The sequence below is a fragment of the Oceanobacillus manasiensis genome, assembly GCF_000724085.1.
In the GTDB taxonomy this organism is placed as follows: domain Bacteria; phylum Bacillota; class Bacilli; order Bacillales; family Amphibacillaceae; genus Oceanobacillus_B; species Oceanobacillus_B manasiensis.
In genome coordinates, this window is record NZ_CCDL010000005.1 from 55,431 (window position 1) to 72,500 (window position 17,070).

The 17,070-nt window shown below is 38.1% G+C and carries 16 protein-coding genes and 1 pseudogene (1 of these 17 cut by a window edge); 4 read left to right on the top strand and 13 right to left on the bottom strand.

Annotated elements, in window-relative coordinates:
• Positions 1-51: 51 nt before the first annotated feature.
• The gene (locus BN985_RS18240) at positions 52-1,407 is read right to left on the bottom strand and encodes an MFS transporter (protein ID WP_042225405.1); all 1,356 of its coding nucleotides are present in this window, start codon (positions 1,405-1,407) and stop codon (positions 52-54) included.
• Between the two features lie 463 nt (positions 1,408-1,870).
• On the opposite strand from BN985_RS18240, the gene BN985_RS18245 reads away from it, so the two are divergent.
• Complete coding sequence (locus BN985_RS18245) at positions 1,871-3,508, top strand: sulfatase-like hydrolase/transferase (RefSeq protein ID WP_052360755.1); 1,638 nt, start codon at positions 1,871-1,873, stop codon at positions 3,506-3,508.
• A 79-nt stretch (positions 3,509-3,587) separates the two neighbouring features.
• Here BN985_RS18245 and BN985_RS19635 read toward each other — a convergent pair.
• The 4 genes and pseudogenes from BN985_RS19635 to groES form a co-directional block, all read right to left on the bottom strand.
• Positions 3,588-3,686, bottom strand: a pseudogene (locus tag BN985_RS19635) (SUMF1/EgtB/PvdO family nonheme iron enzyme); the annotation flags it as partial.
• 203 nt (positions 3,687-3,889) lie between these two features.
• Positions 3,890-4,456 carry a GNAT family N-acetyltransferase gene (locus BN985_RS18250; protein WP_042225406.1) on the bottom strand — a complete coding sequence of 189 codons (567 nt, stop codon included), beginning with the start codon at positions 4,454-4,456 and terminating at the stop codon, positions 3,890-3,892.
• Positions 4,457-4,822: 366 nt separating this feature from the next.
• On the bottom strand, positions 4,823-6,463 hold the full coding sequence (gene groL / locus BN985_RS18255; RefSeq protein WP_042225407.1) for a chaperonin GroEL: 1,641 nt from the start codon (positions 6,461-6,463) through the stop codon (positions 4,823-4,825).
• Between the two features lie 73 nt (positions 6,464-6,536).
• On the bottom strand, positions 6,537-6,821 hold the full coding sequence (groES, locus tag BN985_RS18260; protein ID WP_042225409.1) for a co-chaperone GroES: 285 nt from the start codon (positions 6,819-6,821) through the stop codon (positions 6,537-6,539).
• A gap of 281 nt (positions 6,822-7,102) precedes the next feature.
• Between groES and BN985_RS18265 the strand changes: the two genes are divergently transcribed.
• Both BN985_RS18265 and BN985_RS18270 read left to right on the top strand, forming a co-directional pair.
• A complete protein-coding gene (locus BN985_RS18265) occupies positions 7,103-7,813 on the top strand; it encodes a CPBP family intramembrane glutamic endopeptidase (RefSeq protein WP_042225411.1) in 711 nt (236 codons plus the stop codon).
• A 34-nt stretch (positions 7,814-7,847) separates the two neighbouring features.
• Complete coding sequence (locus BN985_RS18270; RefSeq protein ID WP_042225412.1) at positions 7,848-8,045, top strand: YdiK family protein; 198 nt, start codon at positions 7,848-7,850, stop codon at positions 8,043-8,045.
• A gap of 191 nt (positions 8,046-8,236) precedes the next feature.
• Here BN985_RS18270 and BN985_RS18275 read toward each other — a convergent pair whose 3' ends face one another.
• Positions 8,237-9,238: a hypothetical protein gene (locus tag BN985_RS18275; RefSeq protein ID WP_042225413.1), complete on the bottom strand. Its 1,002-nt coding sequence runs from the start codon at positions 9,236-9,238 to the stop codon at positions 8,237-8,239.
• Between the two features lie 252 nt (positions 9,239-9,490).
• Positions 9,491-10,141 (bottom strand): redox-sensing transcriptional repressor Rex, encoded by a 651-nt coding sequence (locus BN985_RS18280; protein WP_095151128.1) that lies wholly within the window; start codon positions 10,139-10,141, stop codon positions 9,491-9,493.
• A 249-nt stretch (positions 10,142-10,390) separates the two neighbouring features.
• Between BN985_RS18280 and BN985_RS18285 the strand changes: the two genes are divergently transcribed.
• Entirely contained in the window at positions 10,391-12,319 is a 1,929-nt protein-coding gene (locus tag BN985_RS18285; RefSeq protein WP_042225416.1) for an ABC-F family ATP-binding cassette domain-containing protein, read from the top strand.
• Between the two features lie 53 nt (positions 12,320-12,372).
• Here the strand turns inward: BN985_RS18285 and BN985_RS18290 are convergent, their stop codons facing one another.
• From BN985_RS18290 to thiL, 6 genes are all read right to left on the bottom strand, one after another.
• Entirely contained in the window at positions 12,373-13,545 is a 1,173-nt protein-coding gene (locus BN985_RS18290) for an FtsW/RodA/SpoVE family cell cycle protein (protein ID WP_042225417.1), read from the bottom strand.
• A gap of 229 nt (positions 13,546-13,774) precedes the next feature.
• The gene (gene tsaD / locus BN985_RS18295) at positions 13,775-14,785 is read right to left on the bottom strand and encodes a tRNA (adenosine(37)-N6)-threonylcarbamoyltransferase complex transferase subunit TsaD (protein ID WP_042225419.1); all 1,011 of its coding nucleotides are present in this window, start codon (positions 14,783-14,785) and stop codon (positions 13,775-13,777) included.
• A complete protein-coding gene (rimI, locus tag BN985_RS18300; RefSeq protein ID WP_042225420.1) occupies positions 14,782-15,231 on the bottom strand; it encodes a ribosomal protein S18-alanine N-acetyltransferase in 450 nt (149 codons plus the stop codon). Before rimI ends, tsaD begins: the two co-directional genes overlap by 4 nt.
• The gene (gene tsaB / locus BN985_RS18305; RefSeq protein WP_042225421.1) at positions 15,224-15,931 is read right to left on the bottom strand and encodes a tRNA (adenosine(37)-N6)-threonylcarbamoyltransferase complex dimerization subunit type 1 TsaB; all 708 of its coding nucleotides are present in this window, start codon (positions 15,929-15,931) and stop codon (positions 15,224-15,226) included. Before tsaB ends, rimI begins: the two co-directional genes overlap by 8 nt.
• Positions 15,932-15,980: 49 nt before the next feature.
• Positions 15,981-16,430, bottom strand: a complete 450-nt coding sequence (gene tsaE, locus BN985_RS18310; protein WP_042225422.1) for a tRNA (adenosine(37)-N6)-threonylcarbamoyltransferase complex ATPase subunit type 1 TsaE — start codon at positions 16,428-16,430, stop codon at positions 15,981-15,983.
• 8 nt (positions 16,431-16,438) lie between these two features.
• Positions 16,439-17,070, bottom strand: partial view of a thiamine-phosphate kinase gene (gene thiL / locus BN985_RS18315; protein ID WP_042225423.1) — the 3' portion only. It continues 337 nt past the right edge of the window; only the last 632 of its 969 coding nucleotides appear in the window; the start codon falls outside the window, past its right edge; its stop codon occupies positions 16,439-16,441.

The following is a 17,070-nucleotide window of genomic DNA, read 5'->3' on the forward strand; positions in this document are numbered from 1 at the left end:
TCCTTCCTCTCATTAATGAAATATAACCTTTAATAATTTTTGTGTATAAATTTATTCAGGAACGCCTTTCTTATTTCTTTCCATTAATTCTTTAACAATTTGCGGATGAATTTTATCTAGTTTATAGAATTGTAATAAAACAAAAACTAATGTCATCGCTAAGATTGGAAACCAGACAAAACTAAACTCAATGGCAAACATAGCAGATGAGGACTGTACAGCTGCATTGGGGTCATAATTACCAAATGCCAATAACCAAGCTCCGGCAGCTCCTCCTATTCCCATTCCAAACTTTCCTGCAAATGCAGAACCAGAGTACAATAAACCGTTTGCACGCACTCCTGATTTCCACTCCCCATAGTCAATTGTATCTGCAACCAGTGAGAATAGTAGACTTGGTACAAAGCCCATTCCTAATCCACTCACACCTACACCTATTAATAACAGTGGTATAGACGTCACGGTTGAGCTTATATAAATCAACACTGAACCAAATATTGCAACTAATATGCCTAACTGCATTGTCTTTTTACCGCCCAATCTTTTTGTAATTATCGGGATAAAAAGTAAGGAGACAATAGTCAAAAAGTTTAGTCCCATAACAATTGGAACTAGGTTCTCTCTGAAAAAAGTATATTTTACATAGTATACAGTCGCTTGATTTCGGATGATATATATAAAGAAGAAAGAGATTTTAGAAATGAATATAATTAACCATGGGATACTAAAAGCCTTCATTCCTTCCCGAAAAGAAACAGGGTCTTTACTATGACTATAATACTCTCGTTCTCTAGTATTTTTAAAGGCAATTAAAAATAAAATACTTCCTACTACCCCAAATACTGTCATCGTGAGCATAAATCCTCTTTCATCATTTCCACTACCTAAATAAGCCACAAGAGGTAAGGTAGCAACTGAAACAACAAAACCACCAGCTTGCCCAAAAATCATACGTATAGAGGTTACTTCGTGCCGTTCTAAAGGGTTATTAGACATACTAGGTAACATAGCAGAAATTGGTAGATTAATAAATGTATAGACAAGTGTTAATACTATATATGTAGTATACGCATACACTATCTTTTCTGTATCACCAAAGTCTGGACTTGAAAAAGCTAAAACTCCTATAAACGCAAATGGGACAGAAAGCCATAGGAAATATGGTCTACATTTCCCCCATCTTGTATTGGTTTTGTCAATTGTGTATCCCGCAATTAAATCTGTAAATCCATCGAGAAATCTTACAAGTAAAAATAAAGTCCCTACAACTCCTGCACCAATACCAAAAACATCAGTATAAAAATAAAGCAGGTACGTTGATACCATAACAAAAATTAAATTTGAAGCAAAAGCTGCTGACCCATAACTAAGTCTTTCTTTCCAAGAAACTTGATCTACTTTAAACATGTAAATTTCTCCTTCAAAATTTTTTTAATGATTTGAACTTTTAACTTCAATAATAGCTATAATGGTAGTTATAAATTTCCTCCTTTTAAATGTATCTACATATCAGAAAACGCTTACCGATAATTCATTATAATTGCAATTAACCGATAAGTTTGGTTTTTATTTAATAATTTTAGTATTTTAATATGTGGAATTACCGGCTGCCCCTTTTTAATTCTAATTGCAAGACCTTTACATTTTGACTTTACTATATAGGTATTCCTTGTACATATACGTGATAATGAAAGCGTGTAAAGTAAGTTATTTTAGAATAATACCAAGGAGAGGAACTAACTACCAAATCTTGCTTTATGATTGTTTTAAAATAATTATTATATACTCTTAACCATGAAAGCTAAGTAATTATCGACAGAGAAGATTTATTCTAAAAGAATTATAGAACAGAAAATGAGGTGCTAAAAATATGTCCACTAAAACAAAAAAACCAAATATTCTATGGATCTCATTAGAAGATACAAGTCCAAGATTTGGTTGTTACGGGGATACATTGGCAAGAACTCCTAATATTGATAAATTAGCGGAGGAAGGAACAATATTTAATAACGCTTTTTCAACTTCTGGTGTATGCGCTCCTAGCAGATCAGCTATTATTACGGGTATGTATCAAACCTCGATTGGCACTCACCATATGCGAACAGAGCATACAGACCCAAACACACCAGAGTTGCCAACACCTTATTACGCAGTCCCGCAGGCACACGTAAAGACGTTTACCGAATACCTTCGTGCAGATGGATATTTCTGCACAAATAATTTTAAAACAGATTATCAATTCGAACCGCCATTAACTGCATGGGACGAAAATGGTATGCATGCACATTGGCGTAACCGTGAACCCGGTCAACCGTTTTTCTCTGTGTTTAACCCAATGCTGACGCATGAAAGTGGAATGTGGGGAGACATGGTTAGAAATTACATTTATAAAGAAGAAACAACTGATAGACCACTTACAACGGACCCGAATAATGTGGAAGTACCACCTCATCTGCCAGATACCGAAAATACACGGCGAGCACTTGCTAAACATTATGATAATCTTGCCGAGGTAGATGAATATGTTGGCCAAATCCTTAGGGAATTAGAAGAAGATGGGCTCGCTGATAATACTATTGTTTTTCTGTGGAGTGATCATGGTGAGGGTCTACCGCGAGCAAAACGTTGGCCTTATGACGGAGGCATACGCGTTCCCCTAATAGTTCGCTGGCCTAATGTTTTAGAAAGAGGAGGCGTTAGCCAACAATTAGTCAGTATGATTGATTTAGGGCCAACCGTTCTATCACTTGCAGATTCAACCCGGCCTTACCACTTACATGGCCAACCATTTATTGGAGATGAAGCAAAACAAAGAGAATATGTTTTTGCCACCCGGGACCGTCACGATCAAGCTTATGATAAAGTTCGCGCTGTGCGAGATAAACGCTTTAAATATATCCGTAACTACTACCCAGAAAAACCCTATCTTTTATGGACATCATTTAGTCACCAACATCCAGCCTATCAAGATTTATGGAAGTTAAAGTTATCCGGTCAATTAAATAAAGATCAGCAGTTATTTATGCAGAATAAGCGCCCACCTGAAGAGTTGTACGATTGTGAGAATGATCCACATGAACTTAATAATATAGCTGCAAATCCTTTGTATCACGAAGATATAGAGCGACTTCGGTTAGAACTTGATGCTTGGTGCAAGGAATATGATACTTGGGGGGATATTCCTGAGGCTCAAATGGTTGAGACCATGTGGCCAGGAGGACTACAGCCAGAGTCAGCAGCACCTATCTTTATACCAATAAATGAAAACCTTCCCGGAATGAAACCTTTTAATAAAGCTTCGTTTCAGGAGACTACTGAGATTATGCTTCATTCTGCAACTCAAGGCGCATCTATCGCATATACAACTAATGAGGGAGAAAATGTGCATTGGGAATTATACACGGGGCCAATTCCTCTGACTAAGGGTACTACTACAATTAGAGCGAAGGCTATTCGAATTGGCTATAAAGATAGTGAAGAAGTACAAGCGGTATTTAAATTGGAGTAAGTCTGTTGAAAATACTTTAAAACAAAATAAAACATAACTATCCGCCCGTAAACCGGGCGGTCTTTAATTTCTTATAAGTTTAACCTGCCTCAAAAGTGCAACGAAATCCTACATTTCCTGTCATATTATATAAGCCATAGCTATTAGCAGGAAAAGCATGCATAGGAGCAGTTCCTAAATTATGTTCATTGGTTTAATTACGTTCAAATTCACGAATCTGTGGACTATTTAAACCCAATGGAAGTCAAACAACAACCTCTATACATACCAAGTGTTCTATAACATAAATCACAATCACAAACTTATAAACCTGTTGTGCATAAGTATTCTTAATGAAAAAAGCGACTGTTCTTTGAACAATCGCCTTCCCTGTTAAAAATCTTACTCATTTGCATTTTTATAATAAATTAGATTATCTGTCCATTCTCCAAACTCAAAAATAAACCCTTTCCTTGTACATTCATACATCATTCCGACACTCTCCGCTAAATTGAATGAAGCCGAATTATCTAAATTGATATGGGCTTCTATACGGTGAAATTTCAAATGATTAAAAGCAATATTAAGTGCTTCTTGTACTGCTTCTTTTCCGTAACCTTTTCTCCAATACTGATTATGGATAGTGTATCCTATCCTCCCCCATTGAAATTCATCTCTGGCTAAGGTTGAAAAATCGACCATACCTAAATGTATGCCGTCTTCCTTTCTGAACACTCCAAAGATGTGGGCAATGTCTTCCAAAGCTAACTCTTGGTGTTTATCTACCATACTATCAAACCAAGCCTTAGTACATTCAGTCATATCTATTTTCCCTTTATCGTGGCGATGCTGCGATGGGAGACGTTTTTCATATTCATTTAGCCAATTTTCGTAGTCAGCTTTCTTTAATGGTCTTACTATCAATCTTTCTGTTTGTGAAACAACCTCAAATTTTTCCTTTAATTTCAATGTGACATCTCCTCTTTATTGACTTTTTAAAAACATAACCTACTTTTTTAATGGTATTTAGTTTAAATGTCATAAGACATCACACCTTTCTATATGTAATATATAAACTATTCTACCACACTTTGCATATAGCACTGATAAATGAAATAACTTTTTTCCCGCTTCTTAGCCCTCGATAATTACTTAACCTCTGAAGCGGTTATTTAACATCAGTTGTATTCTTATATTTACGGTCTTCAAAAAACTCTTGAAATGCAAATTTTAAAAGCACAAAAAGGACTACTCCCCTTATTACTTAGGAAGTAGTCCTCTTCTTATACATTACACTTCTTCACGAAGTGGATGAGGGGGAGTGTAGGAAATCTCCTACATCATTCCACCCATCCCCCCCATGCCGCCCATGTCAGGCATTCCGCCACCTGCTGCGCCGCCATCTTCTGCTGGTTTGTCAGCGACTACAGCTTCGGTAGTTAGGAACATTGCTGCTACAGATGCTGCATTTTGTAGTGCAGAACGAGTTACTTTAGTAGGATCTACAATACCTTCATCTACCATGTTTACCCATTCGCCAGTTGCTGCATTGTAACCTACGCCAACTTTTTCGCCTTTTAGACGTTCTACGATAATAGAACCTTCTAGACCAGCGTTGTGAGCGATTTGACGAACTGGCTCTTCCATAGCACGACGTACGATGTTAGCTCCAGTAGCTTCGTCTCCTTCGAGGCTTAGCTCACTTACTTTGTTGTAGATATTTACAAGTGCAGTACCACCACCGGCAACAATACCTTCTTCAACTGCTGCGCGTGTAGAGTTTAATGCATCTTCAATTCGTAGTTTACGCTCTTTCAATTCTGTTTCTGTTGCAGCACCGACTTTGATTACTGCTACACCGCCAGCTAATTTAGCTAGACGTTCTTGTAATTTTTCTTTATCGAACTCAGAAGTAGACTCTTCAGCTTGTGCACGGATTTGTGCTACGCGGGAAGAGATTGCTTCAGGGTTACCTGAACCTTCTACCATTGTTGTGTTTTCTTTTGTTACAACAACTTTAGAAGCTCGACCTAATTGGTCAATTGTAGCACTCTTAAGATCTAAACCTAGATCTTCTGTGATTACTTCTGCACCAGTTAGTGTAGCGATGTCTTCAAGCATTGCTTTACGACGGTCACCAAATCCTGGAGCTTTTACAGCTACAGCATTGAAAGTTCCGCGTAGTTTGTTCACTACTAATGTAGCAAGTGCTTCGCCTTCTACATCTTCAGCAATCAATAGAAGTGGTTTACCTTGTTGAACAACTTGCTCAAGTACTGGTAATACTTCTTGAATGTTGCCGATTTTCTTATCAGTGATTAAGATATATGGATCTTCAAGAACTGCTTCCATTTTATCTTGGTCTGTAACCATGTATGGAGAAGCATATCCGCGATCAAATTGCATACCTTCTACTACTTCAAGCTCTGTGTTGAAGCCTTTAGATTCTTCAATTGTGATAACACCATCGTTACCAACGCGCTCCATAGCTTCTGCAATTAGGTTTCCTACTTCTTCGTTTCCAGAAGAAATAGCAGCAACCTGTGCAATGGATTCTTTGCTTTCGATTGGGTTAGAGATAGCTTTTAATTCGTTAACAGCTACTTCTACAGCTTTTTCAATACCGCGACGAACGCCTACTGGGTTAGCACCAGATGCTACGTTTTTAAGACCTTCACGAATCATTGCTTGTGCAAGAACAGTTGCAGTCGTTGTACCGTCACCAGCAACATCATTTGTTTTAGATGCTACTTCGGATACAAGCTGTGCACCCATGTTTTCGAAGTGATCTTCTAATTCAATTTCTTTTGCGATAGTTACACCATCATTTGTGATTAGTGGAGAACCAAATTTTTTATCTAGAACGACGTTACGTCCTTTTGGTCCTAAAGTAACTTTTACCGCATCTGCTAATGTATCAACACCGCGAAGCATTGCGCGACGTGCGTCTTCACTAAATTTAATTTCTTTAGCCATTGATAAAGCCCTCCTTGATTTTATCTATTTTCAGTTCGTATGAGTTTTTATTCGATGTACTTATACGTTCATCTTAGCTGACAACAGCTAGAATGTCGTTTTCACGAAGAATTAAGTATTCTGTGCCTTCATATTTAACTTCAGTACCGGCAAATTTTGAGAAAATAATACGGTCACCTTCTGCTACTTCAAGTGCAACTTTTTCTCCATGTTCTGTTACGCGACCAGAACCTACCGCCACAACCTTACCTTCTTGTGGTTTTTCTTTTGCAGAATCTGGAAGTACGATACCGCTTGCAGTTTTTTCTTCCTGTTCAACAAGCTCGATGACAACACGATCTCCTAGTGGTTTAATCATGTAGAAAGCCTCCTTAATTCTAGATATGTTTTTTAGTGTTAGCACTCTACACAACCGAGTGCTAATTCCAATTAATATGATAAATAAATTGGATTAAAAATGCAAGTATTGGACTCATGATTTTTATATTTTTTGTTTAAGCCTAGAAAAGCCCTTCTGTTATAACCTCATGCTAATTTATGATAGAATATAAAAAGAATGCAACTAATTGTTCTACTAGTACGATGCGTACTCACATATAATAGAAAAACACTACTGTTCATTAAAGGAGTCGTTGTATTTTGCCTAAACGTTATTGGTGGGTCATTATTTCTTACCTTATTATGCAGTTCTCTGTATTCTTAATGGCTCCACTTCTTTATCGGCTTTTGCCAATCAGCATAGAGCAAGCTAGCATTTACTGGTCCATCACTAGTTTTATTTTAGGAATGATTGTTGTCATTCTGCTTTTAAGACCAGACATGAAAATGACAAGGAGCCATGAAGCTTCCCCTGTCGGAGTTGCAGTTGCTTGGTCGATAATTGGTGTATTTATGGCCTATGCTGCCCAGTTTATTGCAGCCTTGCTCGAAATGGGGATTTTTGGGATTCAACCAGGTTCAGAGAATACACAAGGGATTATGGATATAGCTCGAGCTACTCCATTGTTTATTCTTATTCCTGCTATTATTGCGCCTGTTTTAGAGGAGATTATTTTCCGTAAAATTATTTTCGGAGAACTCTACAAGAGGACAAACTTTTTTATAGCTGCTTTAATTTCTGCGTTTATTTTCGGTATCATTCATGGAGAACCACAGCACATTATTGTTTATGGTTCCATGGGTCTGGTTTTCGCCTTCTTATATGTAAAGACAAAACGGATATTGGTGCCAATTTTTGTTCATGCAGCTATGAATACCATTGTCGTCCTTGTGCAATATAACCTGACTCCAGAAGATATTGAGAGAATGCAAAAGAATTTACAGGACATGCAAGCGATTATCTTTGGTTAATAGGTGAAACGATCACCACGTTGGAGGTTTACGCATGAAAATTTCACCAAAAACAATGGCCGCCATTTACTTTGTAATGGGAGTGTTTTTCACATACATTGCCATTCTCAGCGCACAAGACACGGTTTGGAATATAACGACGATGATCTTGGCGCTGTTTGCCACTCTTGAATTTGGTGTAAGTATTCGATTAATTGGTTTACATTTTCGGATTAAAAAGAAAAAGGAGTAGCATTCATCTGAAATGCTACTCCTTTTGTTATTAATTGCCGTTTATCCCGGAGCAACCGTCCGTAAGACTCCCACTTCAAAACATGAAGTGAAACAGTGATGTTTAGTGGGAGTAAACGGACTAACATGCCGATTCGTTCAACTAACAATCAGTGGGGGATGAAAGAAACCCCCACTGATTGAAGTTTCACTTTATTTTACGTTTTTAATCTTTTCTAGCCATTCATCTTTATTTTCGATTGTTTTTTCCATGGTAGTGTAGCGAACAACAAAGAGATGGCCATCTTTACCGAAAGCACGTGCTATTTCTTCCTGGTCATCCTGTGTGCTGTCCCCTGTAACGGAAAATTCATAAATGACTTCCTGATCCGTTTCTTCTAGATAATTGAATTCTAGTTCACCATCTAACATACCATTTAAATTTGTTTCAATCATGTCCGCATATGCTTTGTGGCCCCCATCTGCAGCGAGGTCAGTATAAACATGGACACTCAATAACTCTGTTAAATCATGTAAATCCTCTCCATTAGCAATGAATTCGGCAAGGGCTTCTCCTTCGAATTCATTGTAGCCACCGAGGATCCAATAATCGCTATCAAAAGGCATTTCCAATTCTGTAATTAAATCAGCATACTCACCTTCCATTGTAGCGTTTCCTGTGACTGCACTTGCATCCTCAGTAATTTCTTCACCGTTCTCATCAAGTGGGATGGTTTCTGCGATTTCTGAGCTATATATTTTCCATACTCCATCCTCAGGCTTCAATAAATGTACACCTTTTGTAACGTTATTTTGATACTCTGGTCCATCTACTTTCATGGAAGTCTGTGTGTACGCTACGCGGGCTTCCTCTTCTGATTTTTCCTCTACAACTAGATCTGATAGCTTCATGTCCAACGTGTACGCAGCCATTTGATCCAATAATTCCTCTGTTGAAGCATACGCAGGTGCCTCACTGTGAATGGTTTCCATATGGCTATCCATGTCTTGGTCCATCATCGTTTGGATGTTTGTTTCAAGTACATTAAACAATTCTTTATCTTCAGGTACAACCTCTTCCTCTTCCTCTTCAGCTGCCTCTGTTTCTTCTGTTTCTTTCTCGTCATTTGGTTCTTCACTGCTTGTTGACTCAGAACACGCACCAAGGAATAAAGCAATTAAAAGTACTGTTATGAGAGCTATCATTTTTTTCATTTTTCCTTACCTCCTGAAATTTGTATTATTTTCCAACAGCAAACCATCCATAATCATACCCTAAAACTGAGTGTATAGACAGATGTCTTATTCCCTAAATAAATTTCAGATAAAACAGGTATTTTTGACTATTTTTGAATCAAGTTATCAAACCTATATTGATTGATTATATTTCATGATGCAGGATACCCAATCCTTTTGAAGCAATACAAAAAGCCTCTCACAAATGGAGAGACTTTTCATGAAACATTACTATTCTATAACCTCTGGCACAAGTGGGTAATGTTTTAAGAAATATACTAGTGCTTGAAGTTCAACGGCAAGATCAATGTGATGTACACGAATATGCTCGGGAACCGATATTCTTGCTGGTGTGAAATTAAGTATACCCTTAATGCCATGCTCCACGAGTCGATCGGTAATTCCATCTGCTTCACTTGCTGGGATAGTTAAGATAGCGACCTTTATCCCATTCAATTTCTTTTCCATGTCGTTTATATGATAAATGGGAACACCACCAATGGAAGAACCAACTTTGTTTTCGTCAGCATCAAAGGCCATTTGGATTTTAATATTGTTGTTTTTCATAAAATTATAATGCAAGAATGCGGTACCAAGATTCCCCACACCTATTAAAGCAACATCTGTTACCTCATCTTGGTCCAACGTTTTTCTGAAGAAACCGAGCAAATATTCAACATTATATCCGTAGCCCTTCTTACCTAACGCGCCAAAGTAAGAGAAATCTCTACGAATGGTTGCAGAGTCTACTTTTACAGCTTCACTTAATTCCTTGGAAGAAACCCGCGTTTTCCCTTGATGATTTAAGTTATTAAGAAAGCGGTAATATAATGGCAATCGTTTAGCAGTCGCTTGTGGTATTTTATTTTGATCCATCGTTATTCCTTCTTTCAATACTATAATTATGCATAAATTAACGTTTCACAGAGCTAGCGTATTGGCTAATTTAATATAAATGCTATGTAATCTAATATATTGGATTTGTTTTACTTTAATCTCCTCCCCTATTTTAGCAGAAACTATGAAAGAAGTCGTGATTTCCTTCACAATTTATCATGAAATTTTTTACAGTATATTGTGTTTTACTGATGACACTAGGTAAGGTAAACTAAAGGGGATGAGGTGACTGGTATGATACTTATGCAAGTAAATGGAATTTCTAAAGCTTTTGGAGCAGAAGAAATATTATCGAATATAAAATTAGAAGTTAAAGAAAACGATAGAATTGCACTGGTTGGGAGGAACGGCGCGGGTAAGTCCACCCTTCTTAAGATTATGGCCGGAGAATTAACCTATGATAGGGGAGAACTTTTTAAACCTAAGGATTTGACCATTGGCTATCTCTCTCAGCATACTGCATTGGATTCAAATCTAACAATATGGGATGAGATGCTAAGTGTCTTTTCCGAACTAGTGAACAAGGAAAAAGAAATTCGCAAACTTGAACAGAAGATGGCTGATTCTGCAACATTGTCAGAGACTGCTTATGAGAAAGTACTACATGATTATGACCAACTACAACAGATCTATCAACAAAGCGGTGGTTATACATATGAAGCAGATATTAAAGCCGTTCTAACTGGCTTACATTTTCAAGACTATGATTATAACACGCCTATTACGGAGCTTAGTGGTGGACAAAAAACCCGCCTTGCCTTAGGTAAGCTGTTATTAACCAAACCACAGTTACTTATCCTTGATGAGCCGACCAACCATTTGGATATCGATACACTTGGATGGCTGGAAAACTATTTAGTTAGCTATCCTGGTGCAGTATTGATCGTTTCCCATGACAGGTATTTCCTAGATAAAACCGTATCAATTGAATATGAAATCTCTCGCCATAAGACTAAAAAGTACCATGGGAGTTATAGCAAATACCTTGATCAGAAAGCATTGGATTATGAGAAAGATCTAAAGGAATTTGAAAAACAGCAGTCTGAGATAAAAAAACTAGAAGATTTCGTTCAACGAAATATTGTACGAGCTTCTACGACCAAACGAGCACAGAGTAGACGGAAGCAGTTAGAAAAGATGGAGAAGTTGGATAAGCCTCAAGGTGATGAATCCTCCGCTTCATTTTCTTTCCAAATTAACCGCCGTAGTGGAAATGATGTATTAAAAATTGATCAGCTGGCTTTTGATTATGGTGATACGAATGAGAACATATTTCAAAACGTTAAACTTCATGTTAACAGGGGTGAAAGAATAGCTCTCGTTGGGCCAAATGGTGTGGGAAAAACTACGTTGTTGAAGGTCATCATGGGAAAACTTTCCCCCAATAATGGAAAAATACAAGTTGGGACTAATGTACAGATCGGTTACTACGACCAAGAACAAGCTAATCTTCATTCTACGAAGACAGTTTTGCAGGAATTATGGGATGATTACCCGACAGAGAACGAAAAGGATATTCGTACCATTTTGGGAAATTTCCTTTTTTCAGGTGATGATGTCTTGAAGTCTGTAAGCACGCTTAGTGGAGGAGAAAAAGCACGGTTAGCACTGGCAAAACTAATGATGCAAAAAGCAAACCTGTTAATTCTGGATGAGCCTACAAACCATTTGGATATAGACAGTAAAGAAGTACTCGAAGCTGCACTTGTCGACTTTCCTGGTACAATTGTATTTGTTTCACATGATCGTTATTTCATTAATAAAATTACAGACCAGGTAGTAGAGATGCAACGAAACGGCACCACCGTTTATTTGGGTGACTATGATTATTACATTGAGAAAAAAGAAGAAGAAGCTGAACTAAAAAGACTACAGCAAACGGAAGAAGTAATTCAAAAAGCCGACCAGCGTAAACGTGACTTCAAATTGGAGAAACAGTTGCAAAGTCAACGGCGAAAGAAAGAACGCCGCATTGAAGAATTGGAATCCATCATTGAAGAGTACGAAATGGAAATAGAAAAACTAGAGGAAAAAATGACAGAACCTAGCATATACCAAGATCATGAGAAGGCGCTCGCTCTAACGAAAGAAACAAGCGATCTAAAACAAAAAGCAGAAGGATATATGGAAGAATGGACTGCCCTCCAAGAAGAAGAAGAATAAAACGCTATAGCTAGACACACCAAAACCCGCATGATTGCATGCGGGTTTTGGTTTTATTTGAATAGATAGTCATTTTGTATAGAATGTTCTACCGCAACTCTATATATAAGTCCTAAACCGATCATTGTGGATAACACAGAACTACCACCATAACTTATCAACAGGAGTGGAATCCCTGTGATTGGCATTATCCCCAGGTTCATCCCTACATTTTGAAAAACGTGGATAAGTAGAATGCTCATGAATCCAAAACATAGATAGGAACCGAATGGAGAATGCTTGAACATGTTTAAACCGAGCGTTACTAATTTATAAAGCAGCATAAAGTAGAGGAAAATTACCAATGCACTACCAATAAACCCAAAGCTTTCTCCTATGACGGAAAAGATGAAATCCGTTTGCGCCTCAGGTGTTGCAACCTGCAGACTACCCATCCCTTTACCAAATAGCTGGCCAGAACCGAGTGCCATATGGGCTCTATCGAAATTAAAAGTAGCGTCTGCAGTTTGTTGATCTGGGTTAAACCACGTCATAATTCGGTCAATCTGATAGGCATTACTACTACCAACCATTTCCTTTGCTAAATCAGGGAATCGTACGATAAACCCGAGGACAACTCCTCCAAAGGCTGAAATCCCTACTATGAGGGAACCAATTATTTTCCAGCTAATTCCGGATAGAATAACTAGCATTCCACATACGAATAAGTAAACCATAGCTGTCCCGAAATCTGGTTGTCCCATAATTAGCGCGACAGGAAGAGCGGTAATAGCAAGAATTTTTATAAGAAGTAGTAAATCACTTTTTATCGTGCTAACAACGAACTTATCCTTATGCCTACTGATAATGGCTGCAATATACAATACTGTGGACATCTTCGTAAATTCTGCAGGTTGCAGAGAAAAGCCTGGTAACGTAAACCAACTTTTTGCTCCATTAACCGGTTCTGCAAGACTTGCCGGACTAACAAGTAAGAACGCGAGTAATAGGACCCCAAATACATATACATACACACTTGCCTTATACATCTGATCCAAATCAAAGTATTGAAGTGCTGCAACTATACAAATACCAACAGTAAACCAAACGATCTGCTTAAGTACAAAGTTATCCTCATATTGTTCCAGTTGCTGGGCATTGTACACAGCTAGCAGACTAACCGAAACAAATAAGATAAACAACATAATTAGATCATTCTGTATATAAAAGGATTGTTTTTTGGACATCTTTCATTCACCAAATTTCCATTTTTGCTTAATCAAACGATTGATTTAATTTTTATTTATCCACAACTTTCACCATGGTAAAAGTACGTAAATAAAGGTTGTCAACACAGTTATACACATAATCCACAGTTGAGAAATAAGTTATCCACTGTTTTTATCCCCAGAAGATTCTAATGTAAACCGTTTTCTTGGCTAGTTATGCACAGAGGTGTGTATAACTGTGGATACTTTACTCTAGGATAAGGGAGGGATTGGCATTTAAATCCCAACCAGCTCTTTTCCCTTGTTCATAAGCAATTGTACCAGCAGCTGCAATCATAGCTGCATTGTCGGTGCAAAGCTTTAATGGCGGAATAAGCAAAGGGATCTCCGTTTCTTCAAAGGCTTCTTCCAATGAATTACGTAATCCACTATTAGCTGCAACACCGCCTGCTACAATTACTTGTTTTACTTGATACTCTTTTGCAGCACGTAATGTTTTCGTTACAAGCACGTCTACCACACTTGCTTGAAAGCTGGCAGCAATATCCTGGTTTTTTAACTCTTCACCACGCTGGCTGGCATTGTGGATTGTGTTTATAACAGACGACTTTAGACCACTAAAACTAAAGTCATAACTTCCCTCTTCTAGCCAAGCTCTAGGAAAGTTGATATTAGCTTCCCCTTCCACTGCAAGTCGATCAATTTGTGGACCACCTGGGTAAGGTAAACGCAACATTCTAGCAACCTTGTCATAGGCTTCCCCGGCCGCGTCGTCCCTTGTTTCACCAATTACTTCATAGCTACCATGTTCTTGCATTAATACTAACTCCGTGTGCCCTCCTGAGACAATAAGAGCTAACAATGGAAATTGAAACTCCTTCTCCAGGCGATTAGCATATATATGGCCTGCAATATGATGAACACCAACAAGTGGTTTCTGCTTAGCAAATGCTAAAGCCTTTGCAGTATTTACACCAATTAGCAAAGCCCCTACAAGTCCTGGACCTTCTGTCACGGCAATAGCGTCTATATCTTCCCATACAAGCTCAGCCTGTGCAAAAGCTTCTTCAAGCACAACTGTCATCTGTTCCACATGGTGTCTTGAAGCTATTTCTGGAACTACTCCCCCGAAACGCTTGTGGCTTTCAATTTGAGAAGCTACCACATTAGAGATAATCGTCGTACCATTTTTCACTATAGCAACTGCAGTTTCATCACAGCTTGTTTCTATTCCTAAAATAATTGTATCTTTTTTCATAATATATTCACCCACATCACGATGGCATCTTCCTGATTGTCTGTATAATAATTTTTCCTAATACCACCAGGTACCAATCCAAATTTACGATATAACTTCTGGGCTGGAATATTCGATTTACGAACTTCAAGAGAAAGACGTGTCGCCCCTATTAGCTTAACTTGTAAAAGCATATAATGAAATAGTTTTTCTCCAAGTTTTTGACCTCTTAACCCTGGCAATATCGCAATATTCGTAACCTGTGCATCCTCTAAGACCACCCAAGTGCCTACATACCCAGCTATCTTTCCGTTCCATTCTATCACATAGTAATAAGCATATTGATTATCAACAATTTCTTGATAAAAAATGTCCGTTGTCCATGGCGTCGTAAAAGATGCTTTTTCTACTTCCATAACTTGGTCAACGTCCGCTATCTCCATCTTTCGAATTGTAAACTCACTCATTTTCCTGCTGTTCCTTTTGCTGCTTCAACCATTTTGCCTCAGCTTCAGCAAGACGAAGGTAATTTGGGGTTAATGCATGTGTAGGCTCAGCTTGTTTTTTTGTCCCAGCTAAAACCAAATGACTAGCATCAGCAACATGGAAGGCTAATTCCGGAATGATTGCTTGCTCACCAAGCTGTTGCTCAATTGTCTCTCTGAATATCTGGATATCCGGACTTAAAAATAGTACGGGTTTACCTTCTTTACTAAGTCTCTCAAGCAAATCTGCCATTAACAGATTAGTTTCCTCATATACCAATTCAGCCTGGCCATTTTTCCATTCATAGACCCCAGAAAAGACTAAGCCTCTTCGTGCATCAAAGAATGGACATATATAACCATTAAAAAATCTCCCTTGATATGCTAAGGCTTCTAGGCTCGAAACTCCTACTACAGGAATATCTAATGCCCATGCCATAGATTTGGCTGTAGCTAGGCCTATCCGAACCCCTGTATACGAACCAGGGCCCTTGGCTACAAAAATTTGATCAAGCTCTTGAGGTGTCATAGAAACGTCTCTCATAAGTTGATCAATTGCTGGCATCAAGCGTACGGAATGGTTCTTAGATAGGTTTGTTTTTATTTCACCAAGGATTTGTTGGTCCCTGACAACCGCAACCCCCAATACCTGATTAGAAGTATCAATTGCTAGTATATTCATTTACGTTACTCCTCATGTTTCAGTACTTAGAAGGTCCTTAGATGCTCTATTACAGCTCTCGTAATATGCCTTCAAAATGAGTACCATATGCTGTAAATTGTATTACTCTACTATTCTCACCTGCATACTGAATTTCAATTTCCAATCTCTCTTCAGGTAGGAATTCATCGATAAACTGTGCCCATTCTACGACACAGATACCGGCACCATTAAAATATTCATCAAACCCTATATCTTCTTCTGAGTTTTCCAGTCGATATACATCCATGTGATATAGAGGTAGTTCACCCTTATATTCTTTAATAATAGTAAACGTCGGACTACTTACATGTCGTTTAACACCAAGACCTATAGCAAGACCTTTTGTAAACGTTGTTTTACCTGCTCCTAGTTCTCCTTCTAATGTTATCACATCTCCTGGTTTTAACAATGCAGCTAATTGTGCTGCAAGCTGCCTTGTTTCTTCTTCAGTCATTACCTTTACTTTGTGGGTATGCATTCACTCACCTACTTTAGATGTATATAACCATTTTTATTTACGCGTGTTTTATTATTATCTCTGATTGCATATACGGAAGGCTCTTCTTCCATTTCTGTTACTAAACCAATTTTAGTTAATTGTGTACCTGTGTCATTTGCTATCTTCACTATTTCATCCCAATTTTCTTCCGCAATTGTTCCTATAAGTTCAAAATCTTCCCCACCTGAATATTTCCATTCATACTGTTGAGATGGAGAGAACTGATGAAAGTCTTTGCTTACTGGAATGTCGTCATCATATAATGTAATTGTAACGTGAGAAGCTTCAGCAATTTCATTGGCCTCACTTGCAATGCCATCACTTACATCATTTAAAGTTACACAATCCATATTTTTTAACGAAACAGCAAAAGACGATCGAGGTGAGGGCATTTGATGCCTCTTTTTAAAGTAAGACGAGTTGGTATACGCATTTTCTTTATGTTCCGTTAAAATGTGCAGACCAGCTCGAGCATCTCCAAGAGTTCCTGTTACAAAAACAACATCTCCGGGTTTGGCAGTACTTCGATAACGCGCCATCCCCTTCTCTACAAAACCGATCACCGTAACGGAAATGGAAAGCTCTAATCCAGAAACCGTGTCACCGCCAATAAGATCCA